The organism is Marinobacterium sp. MBR-109 (genome assembly GCF_040547565.1).
Taxonomy (GTDB): domain Bacteria; phylum Pseudomonadota; class Gammaproteobacteria; order Pseudomonadales; family Balneatricaceae; genus Marinobacterium.
In genome coordinates, this window is the sequence record NZ_JBEPPZ010000014.1 from 1 (window position 1) to 20962 (window position 20962).

Annotated in this window: 20 protein-coding genes, 1 other RNA gene and 2 pseudogenes; 16 read left to right on the forward strand and 7 right to left on the reverse strand. The window is 56.3% G+C overall.

The annotated features are described in order from the left end of the window. Positions 1-155: 155 nt before the first annotated feature. From ABIE60_RS14735 to smpB, 4 genes and pseudogenes are all read right to left on the reverse strand, one after another. Positions 156-473, reverse strand: a pseudogene (locus ABIE60_RS14735) (transposase domain-containing protein); the annotation flags it as partial. A 36-nt stretch (positions 474-509) separates the two neighbouring features. Further along, positions 510-620, reverse strand: a pseudogene (tnpB, locus tag ABIE60_RS14740) (IS66 family insertion sequence element accessory protein TnpB); the annotation flags it as partial. A 1100-nt stretch (positions 621-1720) separates the two neighbouring features. Beyond that, positions 1721-2078, reverse strand: a transfer-messenger RNA (tmRNA) gene (ssrA, locus tag ABIE60_RS14745). A 55-nt stretch (positions 2079-2133) separates the two neighbouring features. Then, positions 2134-2613 (reverse strand): SsrA-binding protein SmpB, encoded by a 480-nt coding sequence (smpB, locus tag ABIE60_RS14750; protein ID WP_354470374.1) that lies wholly within the window; start codon positions 2611-2613, stop codon positions 2134-2136. A 162-nt stretch (positions 2614-2775) separates the two neighbouring features. Between smpB and ABIE60_RS14755 the strand changes: the two genes are divergently transcribed. From ABIE60_RS14755 to ABIE60_RS14765, 3 genes are read left to right on the forward strand one after another with little or no spacing between them, the layout of a single operon-like run. Beyond that, positions 2776-4140 (forward strand): sodium-dependent transporter, encoded by a 1365-nt coding sequence (locus ABIE60_RS14755; RefSeq protein WP_354470281.1) that lies wholly within the window; start codon positions 2776-2778, stop codon positions 4138-4140. Positions 4141-4163: 23 nt separating this feature from the next. Beyond that, positions 4164-4604 carry a type II toxin-antitoxin system RatA family toxin gene (locus tag ABIE60_RS14760; protein ID WP_354470282.1) on the forward strand — a complete coding sequence of 147 codons (441 nt, stop codon included), beginning with the start codon at positions 4164-4166 and terminating at the stop codon, positions 4602-4604. Then, positions 4604-4927, forward strand: coding sequence for an RnfH family protein (locus ABIE60_RS14765; RefSeq protein WP_354470283.1), 324 nt, complete (start codon positions 4604-4606; stop codon positions 4925-4927). The genes ABIE60_RS14760 and ABIE60_RS14765 overlap by 1 nt, the downstream gene beginning before the upstream one ends. Before the next feature lie 21 nt (positions 4928-4948). Here the strand turns inward: ABIE60_RS14765 and ABIE60_RS14770 are convergent, their stop codons facing one another. After that, on the reverse strand, positions 4949-5290 hold the full coding sequence (locus ABIE60_RS14770) for an outer membrane protein assembly factor BamE (RefSeq protein WP_354470284.1): 342 nt from the start codon (positions 5288-5290) through the stop codon (positions 4949-4951). An 88-nt stretch (positions 5291-5378) separates the two neighbouring features. On the opposite strand from ABIE60_RS14770, the gene fur reads away from it, so the two are divergent. Next, positions 5379-5813, forward strand: coding sequence for a ferric iron uptake transcriptional regulator (fur, locus tag ABIE60_RS14775; RefSeq protein ID WP_354470285.1), 435 nt, complete (start codon positions 5379-5381; stop codon positions 5811-5813). 19 nt (positions 5814-5832) lie between these two features. Here the strand turns inward: fur and recN are convergent, their stop codons facing one another. Next, positions 5833-7500 (reverse strand): DNA repair protein RecN, encoded by a 1668-nt coding sequence (gene recN, locus ABIE60_RS14780; RefSeq protein ID WP_354470286.1) that lies wholly within the window; start codon positions 7498-7500, stop codon positions 5833-5835. Positions 7501-7665: 165 nt separating this feature from the next. On the opposite strand from recN, the gene grpE reads away from it, so the two are divergent. From grpE to ABIE60_RS14840, 12 genes are all read left to right on the forward strand, one after another. After that, a complete protein-coding gene (grpE, locus tag ABIE60_RS14785) occupies positions 7666-8256 on the forward strand; it encodes a nucleotide exchange factor GrpE (protein WP_354470287.1) in 591 nt (196 codons plus the stop codon). A gap of 101 nt (positions 8257-8357) precedes the next feature. Continuing rightward, a complete protein-coding gene (dnaK, locus tag ABIE60_RS14790) occupies positions 8358-10277 on the forward strand; it encodes a molecular chaperone DnaK (RefSeq protein WP_354470288.1) in 1920 nt (639 codons plus the stop codon). 102 nt (positions 10278-10379) lie between these two features. Further along, complete coding sequence (gene dnaJ, locus ABIE60_RS14795; RefSeq protein ID WP_354470289.1) at positions 10380-11519, forward strand: molecular chaperone DnaJ; 1140 nt, start codon at positions 10380-10382, stop codon at positions 11517-11519. Positions 11520-11565: 46 nt separating this feature from the next. Next, positions 11566-12375, forward strand: a complete 810-nt coding sequence (dapB, locus tag ABIE60_RS14800; protein WP_354470290.1) for a 4-hydroxy-tetrahydrodipicolinate reductase — start codon at positions 11566-11568, stop codon at positions 12373-12375. A gap of 167 nt (positions 12376-12542) precedes the next feature. Next, positions 12543-12854 (forward strand): YqfO family protein, encoded by a 312-nt coding sequence (locus ABIE60_RS14805; protein WP_354470291.1) that lies wholly within the window; start codon positions 12543-12545, stop codon positions 12852-12854. Positions 12855-12883: 29 nt separating this feature from the next. Further along, positions 12884-14242, forward strand: coding sequence for a V-type ATP synthase subunit B (locus ABIE60_RS14810; RefSeq protein ID WP_354470292.1), 1359 nt, complete (start codon positions 12884-12886; stop codon positions 14240-14242). 7 nt (positions 14243-14249) lie between these two features. Continuing rightward, positions 14250-14855 carry a V-type ATP synthase subunit D gene (locus tag ABIE60_RS14815; protein WP_354470293.1) on the forward strand — a complete coding sequence of 202 codons (606 nt, stop codon included), beginning with the start codon at positions 14250-14252 and terminating at the stop codon, positions 14853-14855. Then, complete coding sequence (locus tag ABIE60_RS14820) at positions 14852-16645, forward strand: V-type ATP synthase subunit I (protein ID WP_354470294.1); 1794 nt, start codon at positions 14852-14854, stop codon at positions 16643-16645. Before ABIE60_RS14815 ends, ABIE60_RS14820 begins: the two co-directional genes overlap by 4 nt. After that, entirely contained in the window at positions 16633-17079 is a 447-nt protein-coding gene (locus ABIE60_RS14825; protein ID WP_354470295.1) for an ATP synthase subunit C, read from the forward strand. The genes ABIE60_RS14820 and ABIE60_RS14825 overlap by 13 nt, the downstream gene beginning before the upstream one ends. An 11-nt stretch (positions 17080-17090) precedes the next feature. Next, the gene (locus ABIE60_RS14830) at positions 17091-17774 is read left to right on the forward strand and encodes an ATPase (protein WP_354470296.1); all 684 of its coding nucleotides are present in this window, start codon (positions 17091-17093) and stop codon (positions 17772-17774) included. Beyond that, positions 17774-18478: a hypothetical protein gene (locus tag ABIE60_RS14835; RefSeq protein WP_354470297.1), complete on the forward strand. Its 705-nt coding sequence runs from the start codon at positions 17774-17776 to the stop codon at positions 18476-18478. Before ABIE60_RS14830 ends, ABIE60_RS14835 begins: the two co-directional genes overlap by 1 nt. Continuing rightward, positions 18478-20298, forward strand: a complete 1821-nt coding sequence (locus tag ABIE60_RS14840) for a V-type ATP synthase subunit A (RefSeq protein WP_354470298.1) — start codon at positions 18478-18480, stop codon at positions 20296-20298. The genes ABIE60_RS14835 and ABIE60_RS14840 overlap by 1 nt, the downstream gene beginning before the upstream one ends. On the opposite strand, the gene ABIE60_RS14845 is transcribed toward ABIE60_RS14840, so the two are convergent. After that, complete coding sequence (locus tag ABIE60_RS14845; RefSeq protein ID WP_354470375.1) at positions 20299-20856, reverse strand: NUDIX hydrolase; 558 nt, start codon at positions 20854-20856, stop codon at positions 20299-20301. Between the last annotated feature and the right edge of the window lie 106 nt (positions 20857-20962).

Below are 20962 nucleotides of genomic sequence, written 5' to 3' on the forward strand. Positions count from 1 at the left end.
GGTAGTGTGGGGCTTCCCCATGTGAGAGTAGGTCATCGCCAGGCACTTAATACCAGAAACCCCGGCCTCGTTGAGGCCGGGGTTTTTGCATTGGGACGAAGCACGGCAGCAGCGTAACCGCCCGGTGATCGTATCCGTCCGGTGATCACACCTTGTCAGTCGTCATCTACCGGTTTCCAGTTGTGAGGCAACAACTCATGGATCGCACTGGCTTTCTGTGTAGGGAGTCGAGCCAGCACGTCTTTCAGGTACGCATAGGGTTCATGTCCGTTCAGCTTCGCTGACTGGATCAGGCTCATGATCGTGGCCGCACGACGGCCGCTGCGTAACGAGCCCGCGAACAACCAGTTCTTGCGACCCAGTGCCCAGGGACGGATCAGGTTTTCCACACGGTTGTTATCGATGGGGACAGCACCATCCTGCAGGTACCGCGTCAGGACGGACCAGCGCTCCAGGTTGTAGTCCAGCGCCTGCAGTTGCTTGGGTGTTAATGCTATACGCTTGCCGCGTCAGGTATTGGCCCAGCTGAAGTGGCCCTGATGCAGTCGACGCGAACAGAGCCAGATACCCAGGCCATCATGGATCAGTACCTTCATGCGGTTACCGCGCTTGTTGGCAAATAGGTAAGCGGTCGCGCCTCGCCGAACACCTAGACTACCCGTGCCAGCGCCGTATCAGGCTTCGCCCACATGTCCATGGGCTCGGTGGCCAACCAGACCTCATCGATGCGGATCATGATAACAGGTCGCGCAACAGGGCAATGCACGGCTGGGCCTGATCAACCGGCCACTCAACAACGACTGTTCCCGAAGGTCTTGTACACGCGATCCGAATAACCGAGCGATCGAGCTGAGCTGGCCGATGTAGTGCAGGGAGTTGAACGGGGACGAAGGCCGGCACCGGTGCCGGTGTATTGGCGCGCTCGGCTTCTTGCATCCAGCGCCGTACCATGTTGGCGTCAAGGCCCCGGGTTACCCAGTACAATCCGTGAAACGGATACGTTCGGCTGGCGGCATTGATAGTGTCTACTTAAAAATAAGTGGACACTATCGGATGGTCAGCGTGTTGAGCTCAAGATGGGTTCACCTGATGGATACGCAGCAACCCCGTCAGCGCAAGACAAGGCGGATGAATGCCAAGCAAAAGAAAGGGCCCGGCGCTCTCCCTGCGGCGGGCCCTGTCACTGACTTCCCTGTCAGCCGCTGCTTCAGTCCCGAAGCAGGCGGTGAGGTACGAACTCCTGTCGTCTTGATCACTTCCTGTGAACCTCAGGGGCATAATAGGCATATGGTCTGCGCGGGTATATAGGAAAAATTCTTATATTGCGCTATCAGGCCATAAGATGATGACCTGCATCAATATATTGAGCATTTCTTCTAATGTCTTTTAGTAGGCTTACCTAGCATAGTAATTTCACCAGCTACATTGGCTCTTTTGGGCGTGTATTGGTAAAGACGGGTATTGAGTTGCTGGCCAGGCAATCGGGTTCTCTGTCATACCTTTGCCAGTTACCGGTTATGAAGGGCGGCAATATTCTTACCTTTCAGCTTACCCTGGGACACTAGTTGGTTTAGGTGACAATGCGGTATGCAGGCTTTTTCTGAACACTTGGAAGAGGCGGTGAAATTGGCTCCGGTGACACATTGGTGACACTTTGAGCAAAAAGGAGGGGCTAGAAAAGAAAAAACCCTGTAAAAACAGGGTTCTAACTCTGGGTGTTTGGTGGAGGTGGCGGGTTTCGAACCCGCGTCCGCCAATCCTCTGCCTCAAGATCTACATGCTTAGGCATCTCTATTCAATTAACCCGTCGCGACCCGAGAGCCAGGGTGCTATGGGCGAGCTCTTTTAGTTTTAACCGTTCAGCTTAGAGCAAAGCATCCAGGCGATTCTGTCTCATATGACACCGCGAACCTCTGAGTTACAGACACCTTAGAGTGCGGCGCTAGCCGACTTAAGCGGCTAGAGCGTAGTTATCGTCGTTTGCAACTATAACTGTGTGATGAGGGATTAACGAGAATCATCACGTTCTCGGCATGCACCCAAGGGTTCGTAATCAGCGTCGAAGCCAAGTCACCCCCAGATATGTAACGAGTCATTATACCGTCATTATAGGCTGGAAGAAAGTGAAAAGGTTCAACGGGCTGCAACCGACATTTCGCGATGTTTCTGTCGATTCCAGTCTTTCTCTTTCTCGTCAGCACGCTTGTCGTGCAGTTTCTTTCCCTTCACAAGCGCAATTTCACACTTGACCATGCCGTTCTTCCAGTAAAGAGCCAGGGCTACACAGGTGTAGCCTTTGGCCTCGACGGCGGTGGTCAGCTTTTCAATCTCGCGTCGGTGCAGCAGAAGTTTTCGATCACGCCTGGGGTCTGTGACAAAGTGTGTTGAGGCTGAGATCAGAGGTGTGATGTGTGCCCCTACAAGCCAGGCTTCATCATTCTTGAAGACAACGTATGAGTCGACAAGCTGGCCACGCCCTTCACGCAGGCTTTTGACCTCCCAGCCACTGAGAGACACCCCAGCCTCGAATCGAGTTTCGATAGTGTATTCGTGCTTGGCACGCTTGTTCAGGCAGATGGTATTTCCGCCGGGGGACTTCTTCTTTTTCGCCATGGCGCGATTATATAGAGCGACTGTCTGCATTGAAAGCGGCTGCTACTGCCGCTCAAGTGTAATTAATCTACCGATTGGGGCTTACGGATGCAGCAAAAGGTTGTCACCCTTGTCCGAAATATGAACAATTGCTGTTCCTGAATTTTTTAACCTGAGAACACTATGCAGTCAAAGCAGTCTATGCACGGTTCATGGGCGAACCGTTGGATCTTCATTCTGGCAGCAACAGGATCTGCAGTTGGCCTGGGTAATATCTGGAAATTCCCCTATATCACGGGCGAAAATGGTGGCGGCGCGTTTGTGCTGGTTTATTTGGTCTGTATTCTTCTGGTCGGTATACCGATCATGATGGGTGAGATTCTGGTCGGTCGTCGGGCCAGGCAAAGCCCGATCAATGCAGTGCGCGAAACGGCCGTTGAAGCCGGCAGAGATCCTCGGTGGGGCCTGATTGGCTGGCTGGGTGTGCTGGCGGGTTACATCATTTTCTCATTTTATTCGGTGGTGGCGGGCTGGGTTCTGCACTATATCGCCGGCATGGGAACGGGACAGTTTGTTGATATAGGCAGTGATCTTGCTGGTAAGAAATTTGAGTCGCTGCTGGCAAGTCCGGATCAGATGTTGATTTGGCACTCAGTCTTTGTGCTGATGGTGGTCGTGGTCGTGGCCGGTGGTGTAAACAAGGGGCTGGAGCGAGCAACCAAGATAATGATGCCTGCTCTTTTCCTGTTGTTATTGGTGCTTCTGGGCTACTCATTCAACAGCGGGAGCTTCGCTGAGGGCTGGTCATTCCTGTTCAGCTTCAACCCTGACGCGCTGACTTGGGATGCAGTATTGGTAGCTCTGGGACATTCCTTCTTTACCCTGTCGTTGGGTATGGGGGCGATTATGGCCTATGGCTCCTATATGGGTAAAAAGGATTCAATCGGTGCCACTGTTCTGACAATAGGGGTGCTGGATACGCTGGTTGCGCTGGTTGCAGGCCTTGCCATTTTTCCAATCGTGTTTGCCAACCAGCTGGATCCGGGAGCGGGGCCGGGACTGATGTTTATCACTCTGCCGGTCGCCTTTGGTCAAATGCCAGGCGGTCAGATATTTGGCTTTCTGTTCTTCCTGCTGGTAGGTGTTGCCGCATGGACTTCAGCGATCTCCCTGCTGGAGCCTGCAACGGCCTGGGTTGTGGAGCGCTTTGGGCTTAAGCGCCTTCATGCCGCCGCTTTGCTTGGCTTCATCATCTGGCTGATGGGTATTGCATCACTGCTGTCGTTTAACCATTGGGCGGACATCAAGATATTCAGCATGGGCATCTTCGACTTCCTGGACTTCATTACCGCCAACATCATGTTGCCGTTGAGTGGGTTGTTGATTGCCGTCTATGCGGGTTGGGTTCTGACGCAGAAAATGACCCGCGATGAGCTGGCACTGGACAGCTCTGTCGCCTACAGTGCCTGGCAAATCACAATTCGGTTTATCGCTCCGGTTGCGGTTGCAGTGATTTTTGTGGTCAATCTGTACGGCAAGCTGGCCTGAGTCGGTGGTCGGATGAGGATGCTATGACACAGGTAAACCGCAGCGCGTTGGTGCTGCACTCTGCCGAGCAGATGTTCGATCTTGTCAATGATGTGCGTAACTACCCGGCTTTTCTGCCTTGGTGTGCATCCACCGAGGTGGTTTCCGAGTCTGCTCAGGAACTGGTGGCCACTCTGCATCTGTCAAAGGGGGGGCTTAAATATAGCTTTACCACGCGCAATATCCTGCAGCGCCCGGACTCAATGGAGATCACGCTGGTTGAAGGGCCGTTTTCGTCTTTCAGGGGTAAGTGGACCTTCACTCCCCTGAGCGAAGACGCTTCAAAAGTAGAGCTGCAGATGGATTTTGAATTCAGGGGCAAGCTCACCGGGCTCGCCATGTCCAAGGTGTTTAATTCGGTGGCAACAACGCTGGTGGATGCATTCGTGATGCGTGCCGATACAGTATATGGTCAGGAGGCGTAATGATCAGTGTCGAAGTGGCCTATGCACTACCCCATGAGCAGAAAATTATTGCACTGCAGGTGGATGAGGAATGTACTGCCTACCAGGCAGTTGTTCGCTCAGGAATTGCCGAGCTGTTTCCCGGAGTTGATCCTGCAAGCGCGCCGATGGGGATTTTTGGCAAGGCGATAAAAGATCCAGCAACGACGGTGCTGAAGGACGGTGATCGGGTTGAAATATACCGGCCGCTAATTGCGGACCCCAAGGAGGTTCGTGCCCGTCGAGCTGCAAAAATGAAAGCTGAGAAGGCGGCGGAACAAACGAAACGGGACGACGGGGAGTGACTCCCCGCATCGGATAAACGGTTAGCGAGGCTGATCCGGCTCTGCCCCCGGACGAAAGTCGCCGCTAAGACGGGTCAGTTTGCCATCTTCAAAGAAAATGCTGATCCGTTCCTGATAGCGCTGACCGTTCCCCTCCTTGATACTGTACAGGTAGTCCCAGCGCCCCTCACTGAAGGTGTCGGTGATCAGTGGTGTGCCCATGACGTAGCGTACCTGAGAGTGCGTCATGCCGGGGCGCAGCTGGTTGACCATCTCCTGAGTAACCACGTTACCCTGAGGGATATCGATCTTGTAAACGCCCGGGAACTCGGAGCAACCGGCGATCATCAGGGCAAGTGTTGTGCTGAGAAGAACCTTTCGCATCGGTAAATGGCTTCCGTTTTCATGCCTAAACAAAGATAATGGAGTCTAACATTGCAAATCCCGAACAGCATAGTGATTGAGACCTAATATGGCACTGGAAAATCAGGAACTGCGGAAAGCCGGACTGAAGGTGACTCTGCCGCGGGTCAAAATTTATCAGATTCTCGAACGTGCCGGCGAAGGCGACCACTTCAGTGCGGAAGATATCTACAAACTGCTGATGGAGCAGGGGGAAGATGTCGGTCTGGCCACGGTGTATCGTGTTCTGACTCAGTTTGAAGCGGCCGGTCTGGTGTCGCGCCACCACTTTGAAGGTGGGCATTCTGTATTCGAATTGGCACGCGACGAACATCACGATCATGTGGTCTGCGTTAAGTGTGGTCGAGTACGCGAGTTTACAGAGCCCAAGGTATCTGAAATTCTCGACAAGGTTGCAGACCAGCTCGGCTTTACCATTACCGACCGTACGCTTTACCTGTATGGCGTGTGTAAGGGCGGCTGCGAAGACGACGTCAAAAAGTGATTCCGGTGCTGTCAGCCGCTTAAGCTGACAGCATTTCCCGTGCGTGCTCCATGGACGTGCGGGTAATATCTACCCCGCCCAGCATACGCGCAACCTCTTCTACTCTTTGGGCTTCACTCAACCGTGATACCCGAGTCTGGGCTGTGCCCTTCTGTCCCCTCTTGCTCACGTACAGATGCTGGTGCCCTTGTGCTGCCACCTGGGGCTGATGTGTAACACATAAAACCTGCACCCGCTCACCCAGCTCACGCAGCATCCGACCTACCACTTCAGCGATGGCACCGCCGATACCGACATCGACTTCATCAAATACCAGTGTTGGGGTGCTGGATGATTGTGCTGTAACTACCTGTATTGCCAGGCTGATACGAGACAGTTCACCGCCTGATGCAACTTTCGCCAGTGCGCGGGCTGGCTGGCCTTCGTTGGTGCTGATCAGGAACTCGACCTCTTCAAGGCCGTTGGCATTGTAGCGCTCAGTATCCAGTGGCGTCAGGCATGCGCTGAAACGGGCGGCAGGCATGCCAAGGGCATGCAGCTGGGCGCCGACTAGGCGATCAAGGCGCTCCGCTTGCTGCTGCCGTGCAAGGCTGAGCTCAGCGGCGGTTTTAAGGTGGCTCTGCCAGGCTGTTTCGACTTCGTCGACCAGTAATTCAATTTCATTGTCGGATCGGGTCAAGCTCATCAGTTCCTGCTGCAGCGATTGCTGGAACTCAATAAGTTGCTCAGGCAGTAGGCGGTGTTTGCGTGCTACATCGTAGATGGCCGTCAGGCGTTCCTCTACCTCCTGCTGGCGTTCGGGGTTGATTTCGACCGCTTCCAGAAAGTGACGAACCTCGCGACCGGCTTCTTCTACCTGTATCAGTGCGCTGTTAAACATTTCACTGGCTTGTTGCAGGCGCGAATCTTCCGTGCCGAGCTGTTGCAGCAGCTGAAGGCAGTGGTGCAACATGGACTGACAGTTGAGGCTGTCATCCTCATGACTGATGTTGAGCAGCTGCTGGCCTGTACTCAACAAGCTGCCGGCATTTTCCAGCAGTTGCTGCTCATGCTCGAGCTGTTCCAGCTCTCCCTGAGTCAGCGCAAGCTGCTCCAGCTCTTCGACCTGGTAGCTCAGCAGTTGAATGCGTGCATTGCGCTCGTCCGATACCTGGGTCAGTTGCTCCAGCTCGGCATGCTGGCGGCGCCATTTGTGGTATAGGCGGCGTGCTTCTTCAGCCAGCTCGGTATGGTTGCCGAATTCGTCCAGCAGGATCCGATGATGATCCTTCTTCAATAGTCGTTGATGTTCATGCTGGCCGTGAATGTCAACCAGGTACTGGCCGAGCTCGCGCAGCAGTGCCAGTGGTGCGGGGCGACCGTTGATATAGCTGCGGCTGCGGCCTTCGCGGGTTACAACTCGCCGCAAATGGCATTCCTGGGGGTCTCCCTCCAGGTCGTGTTCGCTGAGCCACAGCCTGGCCTGTGGAATCTGGCGGATATCAAAGCTGGCCGTGAGCTCGGCGCGCTCTGCGCCGCTGTTGACACTGTCGCTGTCAGCCCGATCACCCAGGCAGAGGCCGAGGGCGTCCAGCATGATTGATTTGCCGGCGCCGGTTTCGCCGCTGATGACAGTCATCCCTCGATCCAGCTCGACTTCAAGGTCGCTTACGATGGCGAAGTTGCGAATGGTCAGTTGGGTCAGCATGATGATCACATATGGTTATTTATACAGTATTAACTGTATAAGCCATTTAATCGTCACCTGCAATCCCTGGCCGAAAAAAAATCTTTAAGCCGGTTGAATCCATCTGAGTGAGCCCCATATAGATGCCATCAACGCCAATACTCAAGTGTCAGTTGGAGAGACCTGATGTCGAAAGAGCAGCAGAATCAGAATGAAACCGTCGAGCCGGTTCAAAACGAACCTGAAGTGCTGGCCGCCGAAGGTGAAGTTGTAGAGCCAAGTGCTGCCGAAGAGACGGAAGTCAGCCTGATCCAGCAGCTGGAAGAATCCCGCGCTGAGGTTGACGCCCTGAAAAAGGAGTTGGCTGAGCTCAAACCGCGTGCGCAGGCTGAAATTCAGAACATTCGCCGCCGTGCCGAGCAGGATGTGGAAAAGGCACACAAGTTTGGTCTGGAAAAATTTGCTACAGAGTTGCTGCCGGTGGTGGATAGCCTTGAGCGTGCAATTGAAGCCAGCCAGGGCGATGAGGATAAGGTCAAGGCGATTCGTGAAGGTGTCGAGATGACGCTGGGGCTGTTCCTCTCCAGTCTGGAAAAATTCAATGTGGAGCAACTGAATCCGCAGGGTGAAGTATTTAATCCGGAGCACCACCAGGCGATGTCTATGGTGCCGGCAGAGGGTGTTGAGCCTAACACGGTCGTCACTGTGGTACAGAAGGGTTACCTGCTGAATGGCCGTCTGGTACGTCCTGCCATGGTAATGGTAGCAAAAGGCTGAAGCCGGAGTTGAAAAAATCGCTGCCGTACCCATATAGATGCACAACGGCTAATTGAACAGTTTTTGACCCAATACGGGTCACAGAAAGATCGGAGTAAGACATGGGCAGAATTATCGGTATCGACCTGGGCACCACCAACTCCTGCGTGGCGATCCTTGACGGCGACAAGACAAAAGTTATTGAAAACGCGGAAGGTGATCGCACCACTCCGTCTATTATCGCCTATACCAATGACGGCGAAACACTGGTTGGCCAGCCGGCCAAGCGCCAGTCCGTTACCAATCCGGACAACACGCTGTATGCCATCAAGCGTCTGATTGGCCGCCGCTATGATGACAAGGTGGTTCAGAAAGACATCAAGATGGTGCCTTACAAAATCATCGCGGCCGACAACGGCGATGCCTGGGTTGATGTAAAAGGCAAAAAGATGGCGCCGCCGCAGGTATCGGCTGAAGTGCTGAAAAAAATGAAGAAGACCGCTGAGGACTATCTTGGCGAGTCGGTCACTGAAGCGGTAATCACCGTGCCGGCCTACTTCAATGACTCTCAGCGTCAGGCCACCAAGGATGCAGGCCGAATTGCCGGTCTGGAAGTGAAGCGCATCATCAATGAGCCGACAGCGGCTGCGCTGGCTTATGGCATGGACAAGTCCAAGGGTGACAAGACCGTTGCCGTATACGACCTGGGTGGTGGTACGTTTGATATCTCCATCATTGAGATTGCCGATGTGGATGGCGAGCACCAGTTTGAAGTGTTGGCAACCAACGGTGACACCTTCCTAGGTGGTGAAGATTTCGACCTGGCGGTGATCAACTACCTGGCGGACGAATTCAAGAAAGAAAGCGGAATCGACCTGCACAACGACCCGCTGGCGCTGCAGCGCCTGAAGGAAGCTGGTGAGAAAGCCAAGGTTGAGCTGTCTTCCGCACAGCAGACCGACGTCAACCTGCCGTACATCACGGCCGATGCGACCGGTCCGAAACACTTGAACGTGAAACTGACCCGCTCCAAGCTGGAGTCGCTGGTGGAAGAGCTGGTCGAGCGCTCCATCGAGCCTTGCCGCATTGCGGTAAAAGACTCTGGACTGTCCGTGTCCGAGATTGACGAGGTGATCCTGGTCGGCGGTCAGAGCCGCATGCCACTGGTACAGAAGAAAGTGGCTGAGTTCTTCGGCAAGGAGCCACGCAAGGACGTGAACCCGGACGAAGCGGTCGCCATTGGTGCTGCCATTCAGGGTGCGGTTCTGTCCGGTGATGTGAAAGACGTACTGCTGCTGGATGTCACTCCGCTGACGCTGGGTATCGAGACCATGGGCGGTGTTGCGACCTCCCTGATTGAAAAGAACACCACTATCCCGACCAAAAAGTCGCAGGTGTTCTCGACAGCGGACGACAACCAGACAGCGGTGACCATTCACGTGGTACAGGGCGAGCGAAAACAGGCGAGCCAGAACAAGTCTCTGGGCCGCTTTGATCTGGCCGATATCCCGCCGGCACCGCGTGGCATGCCGCAGATCGAAGTAACCTTCGATATTGATGCCAACGGTATTCTGAACGTGTCCGCCAAGGACAAGGCTACCGGCAAGGAACAATCCATCGTAATCAAGGCATCTTCCGGCCTGAATGATGATGAGATCGAACAGATGGTGCGTGATGCCGAAGCGCATGCCGAAGAGGACAAGAAGTTCGAGGAGCTGACCACTGCGCGTAACCAGGGTGATGCGATGATCCACACCGCACACAAGACCCTGAAAGATGCCGGTGACAAGGCGACTGCGGATGAAAAAGAGAAGATCGAGTCGGCTATCAAGGATCTGGAAGAGGCGCTCAAGGGCTCTGACAAGGAAGCCATCGAGAGCAAGACTGAAACTCTGACTGAAGCGCTGTCAGCGGTGGCTCAGAAAATGTACGCCGATGCGGCTCAGGCTGAACAGGCCGGTGGCGAAGCGGGCGAAAAGGATGCCGCGGACGATGTCGTTGACGCCGAGTTTGAAGAAGTCAAAGACGACGACAAGAAGTAAGCGTTCGCGAGTGTCGATCGTTGCAGTGTGACAACGCGGGCTTCTGCCCGCGTTGTCATGTCCGGCTCTTTGGAGTCAAACCTGACGGGTCAGATTCGGATCATGGCAAAACAGGATTACTACGAACTTTTGGGCGTATCGCGCGACTCCTCCGACCGCGATATCAAAAAGGCCTATCGTCGGCTGGCGATGAAATACCACCCGGACCGCAATCCGGGCGACAAGGAAGCTGAAGACAAGTTCAAGGAGATCAGCGAAGCCTACGAAGTACTGTCGGATGCCCAGAAAAAAGCGGCTTACGACCAGTTCGGCCACGCGGGTGTGGATGGCCAGGGTGGTATGGGCGGCTTCGGAGGCGGTGGCTTTGAAGGCAACTTCTCCGATATTTTTGGTGACGTTTTTGGTGACATTTTCGGTGGAAACGGTGGCGGGCGCCGCCGCTCCAGCGTACAGCGTGGCGCCGATTTGCGCTACAACCTCGACCTGACGCTGGAAGAAGCGGTGCGCGGTTGTGAGAAAACGCTGCAAATTCCCACCTACGTCAGCTGCGAAACCTGTGATGGCAGTGGCGCCAAGCCAGGTACCAGTGCCAAGACCTGCTCCACCTGTGGTGGCATGGGACAGGTGCGGATGCAGCAGGGTTTCTTCTCGGTACAACAGACCTGCCCAACCTGCCGCGGTGAGGGTAAGGTCATTTCCGACCCCTGCGACAGCTGCCACGGTCAGGGCCGGGTGGAAAAAACCAAGACGCTGCAGGTCAAGATTCCGGCCGGTGTTGATACAGGTGATCGCATTCGACTGGCCGGTGAAGGTGAAGCCGGCTCGCATGGTGGCCCAGCCGGTGATCTGTATGTACAGGTACATGTGCGTGAACACGCGATTTTCCAGCGTGATGGCAAGCACCTTTACTGTGAGGTGCCGATCAGCTTTGTGGATGCGGCGCTGGGTGGTGAGCTTGACGTGCCGACACTGGATGGCCGCGTCAAACTGAAGATCCCGACCGAAACCCAGACCGGCAAGCTGTTCCGCCTGCGTGGCAAGGGTGTGACCCCGGTTCGAGGCGGCAGCGTGGGTGATTTGATGGTGAAGGTAATCGTCGAAACACCGGTTAATCTGAACAGTCGCCAGAAAGAGCTGCTGCGAGAATTTGCTGATGCCACTGAAGAGGGCAACAGCAAGCACAGCCCGAAGAAACACGGTTTCTTCGATTCGGTGAAAAAGTTCTTTGAAGATATGACCTGATCATCACACAATCAGGTATATGGATACAGACCAGCGGGGCAGGTGCATGATCAGAGTAGCGGTGACCGGCGCAGCCGGCCGTATGGGAAAAACCATTATTGAAGCACTGCAACAGGCTGATGATGTCAGCCTCAGTGCTGCCATCGTTGAGCCTGGCAGTTCACTGATCGGTGCTGATGCCGGCGAGCTGGCGGGAGTGGGCAGGCTGGATGTCAAATTGGCTGGCAGTCTGGACGATGTGGCGTCCGATTTTGACCTGTTGATCGACTTTACCGCGCCGGAAGTCACCCTGCAGAACCTGGCGTTCTGTGCCGCCAACGGCAAGAAAATGGTGATCGGAACTACAGGCCTGAACGAGAGTCAGAAGGATGAACTGAAACAGGCTGCGGAAAAAACAGCGCTGGTGTTTGCTCCCAACATGAGTGTGGGCGTAAACCTTTGCTTCAAGCTGCTTGAGATTGCTGCCAAGGCTCTGGGTGATGACGGTGGCTACGATATCGAAGTGATCGAAGCGCACCATCGACACAAGGTTGATGCGCCATCCGGTACCGCTCTGCGGATGGGGGAAGTCGTTGCTGACGCGCTCGGACGTGATCTGAAGACCTGTGCCGTATATGGTCGTCAAGGGCAAACCGGTGCCCGTCCTGCAAAAGAGATCGGCTTTGAAACCATTCGGGCCGGAGATGTTGTGGGTGATCACACCGTGCTGTTCGCGACCGAAGGCGAACGCATTGAGATCACGCACAAAGCCTCCAGTCGCATGACCTTTGCCAAGGGCGCAGTCCGTGCCGCAGGCTGGTTGGGCGATAAGCAAACCGGACTGTATGACATGCAGGACGTACTGGGCCTGCATTGAATCCAACACGTTGTTGTTCCCTCTGCCCGCTCCAGTAGCGGGCTTTTTTTATGCCTGCGCGCAATGTTTGTGTCACCCGAATCTGTCATCCTGACATCCATGCTTGCTGCAACTGCACAGTTGGCGCTATGGTGGAGATAATTGAACAGTATTGGCAGGAAGACAGTATGTACAAACTCTGCTTTTTTGTACCTGAAGCCAACTGTGAAGCGGTCAAGCAGGCTCTGTTTGCAGTTGGCGTTGGCCGTATCGGCGATTATGATCAGTGCTGTTGGCAGTCCCTTGGGACCGGCCAGTTTCGCCCGCTTGAAGGCTCCAACCCCCACCTGGGTCAGCCGCACCAGCTGGAAAGGGTGGCCGAATGGAAAGTGGAAATGGTCTGCAGTGATGAGCTGATCGAGTCTGCTGTAGCGGCATTGAAGCAGGCACACCCCTATGAAGAGGTCGCCTACGAGGTCTATCCGCTGGCTGCATTCTGAGAGTGATGGCAAATGAGAGGGAAATCGGTGTGACACAGTTGTTGGTTCGCTACTCGCGCATCCTTGAGATCGTGGGGGATATCGTCAAGGTCCACGTGCCGGAGCCCGAAGAGGGCGAGGTTGCTGCCATCGGTTACGGTGACCTGGCATTGATTGAAAACATCCTCGACCCTGATCAGCCCCCCTACATGGCACAGGTGATTCAGCTTGATCGTGCCAGCGTCTCCCTGCAGGTGTTTTCCGGTACCAAAGGGCTGTCCACCAAGGCGGGTGTGCGCTTTCTGGGTCACCCCATGCAGGTTACCTTTTCTCCCAATATACTGGGGCGTGCGTTTTCAGGCTCGGGTCGTCCCATTGATGGTGGGCCGGAACTGTCCGAAGAAGCCCGTATCGATATCGATGGGCCTACGGTAAACCCGATCAGGCGCATCCTGGCATCCCGCATGATCCGTACTGACGTACCGATGATCGATGTGTTCAACTGTCTGGTCGAAAGCCAGAAAATTCCCATCTTTTCCATTGCCGGTGAGCCGTACAACCGTCTGCTGGCACAGATCGGTGCTAACGCCGATGCGGATGTGGTTGTATTCGGCGGGATCGGTTTGATATTCGATGACTACCACTTCTTCCGTCGCGCCTTCGAAGAGGCCGGTGTAAGCGCGCGTACGGTGATGTTTGTTCATCTCGGCTCGGACCCCACTGTGGAAGGGCTGCTGGTGCCGGACATGGCGCTGGCGGTAGCCGAGCGCTTTGCCGTGGAAGAGGGCAAGCGAGTGCTGGTGCTGCTCACCGACATGACCGCCTATGCCGATGCGCTCAAGGAGGTGGGTATCTCCATGGAGCATGTGCCGTCCAACCGGGGTTATATCGGTGACCTTTACTCTCAGTTGGCGCGTCGCTACGAGAAGGCCTGTGACTACAAGGGTGCCGGCTCGGTGACCATCCTGTCTGTGACCACCATGCCCGGTGATGATGTGACCCACCCGGTGCCGGACAATACCGGTTATATCACCGAAGGTCAGTTCTATCTGCATAACGGCGTGCTCGATCCGTTCGGTTCCCTTTCGCGCCTGAAGCAGCACGTCATCGGCAAGGTGACGCGAGAAGATCACGGCCAGATCATGAATACCATGGTGCGCTTTTACGCCGAAGCAAGGGACGCACAGCAAAAACAGGCGATGTCCTTCGACCTGACCGAATATGACGAGCGCCTGCTGAGATTTGGCGATCTGTTCCATGATCGCTTCATGGATATCAGTGTGTCCATGCCGCTTGAACAGGCGCTGGATCAGTGCTGGCAGACGCTGGCTGAATGCTTCAAGCCGGAAGAGCTGCTGATGAAGCAGCAGTTGATCGACAAGTATTTCCCACAACAGCAGGCGGGCTGAGTCGGTTATGGGCAAGCTGGCGCTCAATAAAAGCACACTCAATCACGAGAATCAGCGGCTGAAGTCCTTTCGTCAGTTCGTGCCGGCGCTGGATCTCAAGCGCAAACAGATACTGGCAGCGCGAATGAAGTCTCGCCGTGTACTGGAACAGCTGCAGCAGGATGAGCATCAGATCAACGCCAGTGTGGCCGAGCAGATTCCCATGCTGGCCCAGACGCGGCTCGACCTGAACAGTCTGATCAGGATTCAACGGGTTGAGCATCAGCTGGATAATCTGGTGGGCATCGAGTTGCCCCGCGTGGCGCGCGTTGAGCTGGACAGAGCGCAGTACTCACGGCTGGCGATGCCGCAGTGGGTCGACCGTGCCGTGGACCTGCTGGGCCAGATGCTTGAGCTGAAAGTGCTGCAGCAGGTTGAGCGGGTACGGCTTGAACGTCTTGAGGCGGCGCTGCAGAAAACGACACAGCGTCTTAACCTGTTCGATAAGGTCCTGATTCCCCGTACCGAGTCCAATATCCGCCGTATCCGTATCGCTCTCTCGGATGCCGAGCGTGCCGGGGTCGTGCGGGCCAAAATTGCCAAGGGGAAACGGGCCAGGGTGGCACTGCAATGAGTATTGTAACGCTGCAAAAGGCGACCTTGATCGGGTTGACCGAGGACAAGGCTCAGGTGCTGGACCAGCTGCAGGCGCTGGGGCTTGTACATGTTATTCCGCTGCGCCATGAGTCGCAGGAGCGCGAGGTGGCATTGCTCGATGGTGTACACCCCGAACAGCTGCAGCAGGCGATTCGGTACCTGCTCAGTTGTCCGCAGAAGCGCAAGCAGGTGACCACGGAGCGTCATTTCGGCCTGCGGCAGGTGGTCGATGGTGCCCTGAAAAACCGCAAGAAACGACTGGAACTGAACGAGCAGCGCGACTTTTTGCGAAAGCGCATCAAGGATCTGGAACCCTGGGGCAGCTTTAACCTGCCCGGCGAGCAGGGCCTGTGTGGTCAGCTGCTCTGGTTCTACCTGGTGCCGAACTACCGTATGCATGAGCTGGAAGGCAATGAGCTGCCCTGGTCGGTGGTACATCGTGACAACCGCAACTCCTATGTAGCTGTCATCGCCAGGGATGAGCCCCGCAGCAACCAGATGCCGGTACCACGCACTCATACCGGCTCGGTCCCGCTTGAACAGCTTGAGGCTCAACTGGAAGACCTTGAGATTGAGCTGGAAGCTCTGGATGCCGAGCGTGAGGCGTATACCCGCTGGCTGTATCTGCTGCAGCGTTCTCTTGCCGGCAATGAAGATGAGGCCGAGCGCGAAGAGGTCAGCCGGCAGACGCTGGACACGGAGGAAGTGTTTGCCCTGCAGGGCTGGTTCCCGGCGCAGCAGCAGGACGCACTGGAAACCTTTGCCCGCCGACAGGGACTGGCGCTGGTGATTGAGGCACCTGCCGAAGAAGATCTGCCACCCACGCTGTTGCAAAACCCTGACCGCATCTCCGGCGGTGAGGATATCGTCCGTTTCTATCAGATGCCGGGCTACCGCAGCTGGGATCCATCGCGGGTGATCTTTTTCTCGTTTGCCATCTTCTTTGCCCTGATCATCTCGGATGCCGGCTATGCGCTTCTGCTTGCAGCGGTGCTCGGCTTTTATTGGCGCCGCATGGGTGAGAGTGCCACCGGCCGCCGTCTACGCGCGCTTGGGGTGACACTGGCGCTGTTTTCGGCCGTCTGGGGCGCGTTGGTGGGAAGTTATTTTGGTGCAGCACCGCCTGAGGCGCTGGCTGGCCTGAAGCTGTTTGATATGAACGACTTCGACAGCATGATGAAAATATCAGTGATCATGGGAGCCGGGCATCTGGTACTGGCTAACTTGATTACGGCCTGGCGCAGTCGCGGGAGCTCCGTCATGCTGGCTCCACTGGGCTGGATCGTGCTGATTCTGGCCGGTGTCAGCGCCTGGCTCAGGCAGCAGGTCGATATTGAGTGGGCCATGATGTCCGCGGGCATCATGGCGATTCTGTTCTGTTCCAGCCATCGCCCCTGGCAGGGGGCGAAGAACTGGATGTGGCGGCTGATTGATGGCCTGATGGCTTTGACCGGCCTGTCAAAAATGTTCGGTGATGTCCTCAGCTATCTGCGTCTGTTTGCGCTGGGGTTGGCCAGCGCCTCGTTGGCCATCACCTTCAACCAGCTTGCCAGCGACGTTGCGGCTGCCGTTCCCGGCATGGGGCTGCTGCTGGAGGTGCTGATCCTGCTGCTGGGGCACCTGCTCAATTTTGTACTGGCCGTTGTCAGTGGCGTGATCCACGGACTGCGGTTGAATTTGATCGAGTTCTACAACTGGAGCCTTGCGGATGAAGGCTACGCATTTCAACCTTTCACCAAGCGGGAGGTGAACCCTTGGATAACCTGATACTGGCACTGGGATGGGCGGGGCTGTATGGCCCCATGGCATTGGGTGCTATCGGCAGCATCATTGGCTGTGCGCTGGCGGGGCAGGCTGCCTGCGGCGCGCTGCTGGAAACGGAAACCGGGCATGGGCGATACGTCGGCATTGCCGCCATGCCATCGTCACAGACCATTTATGGCATTGTGGTGATGTTCTCACTTAATCGTGAGGTAAATATCGAAAATGCGCCGGGCCTGTTTGCCGTTGGCATCTTGGCGGGTCTGGCGCTGCTGTTCAGTGCGGTCCGGCAGGGGCAGTGCTGTGCCAGCGCGATCAATGTTTCCAAAATCAAGCCGGAAATATTCGGTATGTCGATTGCGCCAGCCGCCATTGTGGAAGGCTTTGCCGTGTTTGCCTTCATTTTTGCTCTGGTGATCAGCGCCGGCATTCCGGCCTGAGGAGGTAGACCATGACCGAGCAGGTTAAGGGCCATGCAGCGTCCGGCGTTGAAGAACTGATCGAGCGCCTGCGAGAGCAGGGTGTCGAGCAGGGCCAGCAGCGTGCAGCCGAGCTGATAGAAGAAGCCGAGCACCGCGCTGACTGGCTGCTGCAGCAGGCGCGTCAGGAAGCGGATGAGCTCAAGCGCAAGGCGCATGACGAGGCCGAGCGCATGAAGCGTGCCGGCGAAGATGCATTGAAAATGGCCGCTCGCGACATGAATCTGCAGGTGCGTGAAATGCTGTCACGCACCTTTGCCGACCGGGTGAAGCTGCTGATCAGTGAGCAACTGGACAGCCATGCGTTCATGCGCGAACTGATCCGTGAAGTGGTACTGCAGGCCTGTGGTGATGCTGATCTGGCCAGTATGGAGAAGATGGACCTGCTGTTGCCGGCTGATTTTATCGGTCTGGAAGAGCTGCGGCGCCATCCTCAGGCCTACAGAGCCAGCCAGCTGAGCCAGTATGTGCAGGAGCAGCTCAGTGTGTTGCTGCGCGAGGGGATAGTACTGGATACCCATGATGGCAAGGGGATCAGGATTCGTACCAATGGCGAGGCTACCGAGATCGACCTGAGCGACCGGGCGCTGGCAGAATTGCTGCTGCGCCACCTGCAGCCACGCTTCAGAGCGATACTGGAAGGAGTGATCCGCTAGTGTCCTCGTCCTCCTACTACACGCTCATTCCCGCCCTGCCGGCGCTGCCGGCACGCATGGATCAGCTCAAGGAGCTGCCGATCTCGATTCTGCAGCTGGAACAGCGGCTGGGCATGCTCGATGAAGCGGATCAGCGGCAGCTGGCACTGGCGCTACGCCTGTTCCAGCGTGAGCGTGATGGTGATGAAGAACTGTCGGACCGGGATGAGGTCCAGCACTGGCAGCAGGAACTGGCACAGATTCAGGACCACACGCTGAAGCAGTTGCTGGAACAGCACCTGATCTGGCGTACCCTGATTGCCGCTCAGCGATATCGGCTGGCGGGGCAGTCGGAGGGCAACGGGTTTCAGGGCTTCGGTGATTTGGTGTGGCTGATACGACGCCACTGGCAGGAGTCCGACTTTTCCCTTGCAGGGCGCTTTCCCTGGTTGGTTGAAGCCCAGAGCATGCTTAAAAAGGGTCAAAGTGCCGAGCTGGAGCAGCACTTGCTGGCCTGGTTCTGGCAGCAGTTGCGCGAGCTTGAGCAGTGTAACCCCTTCAGTTTTACCGCCGTGGCCGCCTACCGCCTGCGCTGGTCGATTGCCGAATACCGGCTGCGCTGGCAGGGTGAACAGGCTCAGGAGCAGTTCAGCCGGCTGGTAACCAGCGCGCTGGCAGGATTCAAACAGGATGAGACTCTCCACTCAGTGACAGAGGCAGGATAATGAGTTCAGCGAATACCGTGACCGCACGTGTGACCGGCGTGCATGATGATATTGTCAGTATCCGAATGCTGCGCGATGCAGAGGGTGAGTTTTACCCGCTGACCAAAAACGAAGTGGTACTGATCTGTCCGCAGCGCAGTGAGGCGGGGCGTACGGAAAAGCTGCAGGCTGAAGTGCTTCGGGTGCGCCATGGCGAGGCTGATGTACAGGTATTTGAAACCACCCGAGGTGTTGCCATTGGTGACGCTGTGGAGCAAACCGGACAGATGCTGTCGGTGGCACTGGGACCGGGGCTGCTGGGACAGGTGTATGATGGCCTGCAGAACCCACTGGAGCTGATCGCCGGCCAGCACGGCTTTTTTCTGCCGCGTGGCCTGGCCGTCGACGGTATCGATCAGCAACAGAAATGGTCGTTCCAGCCGGTGGTCAAGGTGGGTACTCGGGTCAAGGCCGGTGATCTGCTTGGGCGTGTACCTGAAGGCAAGTTCAGCCACAAGATCATGGTGCCGTTCAATCTGCGCGGTGAAGCAGAGGTCAGCTGGGTGCAGGAGGGCAGCTTCAGTGTTGTCACGCCGGTGGTCCGGCTGCGGCTGGCCAACGGCCAGGAGCGTGAAGTCAGCATGCAGCAGCGCTGGCCGGTGCGTGTACCGGTCAACCGTGACCTGCTGCGTGAAGGCTACAACCAGCGACTGTTTCCGCAACAGCCCATGCTGACCAGCATTCGCCTGATCGACACCTTCTTTCCGGTGGCGCTGGGCGGTACCGCCTGTATCCCCGGACCCTTCGGTGCCGGCAAAACGGTATTGCAGGGGCTGATTTCGCGCTACTCCAACGTCGACATCGTGGTGATCGTGGCCTGTGGCGAGCGCGCCGGTGAGGTGGTGGAAACCATTACCGAATTTCCCAACCTGCCTGACCCGCGCGGTGGTACGCTGATGGACCGTACCGTTATTATCTGCAACACCTCGTCAATGCCTGTGGCTGCCCGCGAAGCATCCATCTATACAGGTATCACCATCAGCGAATACTACCGTCAGATGGGCTACAACGTACTGGTGATTGCAGATTCGACCTCGCGTTGGGCTCAGGCAATGCGCGAAACGTCGGGCCGCCTTGAAGAGATTCCCGGTGAAGAGGCTTTTCCTGCCTATCTTGATTCGGCCGTGAGGGCGCTTTACGAGCGGGCGGGTATGGTACAGACCAATGATGGCACCATTGGCAGCCTGACGCTGATCGGCACGGTTTCACCGGCCGGAGGCAACTTTGAAGAGCCGGTTACCCAGTCGACGCTGCGTACGGTGAAAACCTTTCTTGGACTCAGTGCCGAACGCGCCTATAAGCGTGCCTATCCGGCTGTTGACCCGTTGATCTCCTGGTCACGCTATCTGGATCAGCTTGAAGACTGGTTTACGCGCGAGCTGTCCGATGGCTGGGTCGGCCAGGTCAAGCGCATGATTGAGCTGATTCGCGATGGCGAACAGGTTCAGCAGATGATGCAGGTAACCGGTGAGGAAGGGGTTACTCTGGACGATTATCTGACCTTCCAGAAGGCCCAGTGTCTGGATCAGGTGTACCTGCAACAGGATGCCTTCGACGATGTGGATGCCTCCACCTCGCTCAGTCGTCAGCAGGAACTGTTCGGGCTGTTGGTACGCTGTCTGGATCACCCACTGAAACTGGAAGAAAAGGAGCAGGTGCGTGAGCACTTTGTGCGCCTCAGTGGCCTGTTTCGCAACCTGAACTACAGTCGCGAGGACAGCCCAGACTACAGCCGCTTCCTGCAGGAGATCGAGATGGTCGGTCTTTCGGCTAGCGGCTGATCAGGGCTTGAGCAGCAGGCTGTCGGCGCCGGGCTCCAGCTCAATATGGCGCAACGGGAAGTGGTTCTCGCGTCGATCCGCAAAGTAGAAGCGCAAGGCGTTCCGAATGGTAGTAAAGGCCAGCTGATCCCAGGGGATTTCCTCTTCACTGAACAGCCGGCTCTCCAGCGTCTCGTTACTGCTGCCGAATTCGGGGCGCTCCAGCTCTGCCAGATAGATCAGCTGCACCTGATTGACATGGATAATGGATGTCAGCGTATAGAGCTGGTTCAACTGCACTCTGGCCTGAGCCTCTTCCAGTGTTTCCCGCAGGGCTGCCTGCTCGGTGGATTCGCCGTTTTCCATAAACCCGGCCGGCAGCGTCCAGTAGCCATAGCGTGGTTCAATGGCGCGGCGGCACAGCAGTACCTGGTCGCCATACACCGGCAGGCAGCCGGCGATGATACGCGGATTCTGGTAATGAATACGACCGCAACTGTCGCATACATGCCTTGGTCGGTTGTCACCTTCGGGTACTCTTAAACTGACGCGTTCGCCGCAGTGGCTGCAGAAGTTCATTGGCGGTGCCTGTTCCGGTTCAGAGAGGGCAGAGTAACGTCCCGCCGTGGCGGGGTGCAAGCAGGGTCGCTGATGCTCGCCGTGCAGGGTATTATAGTGATCCCGG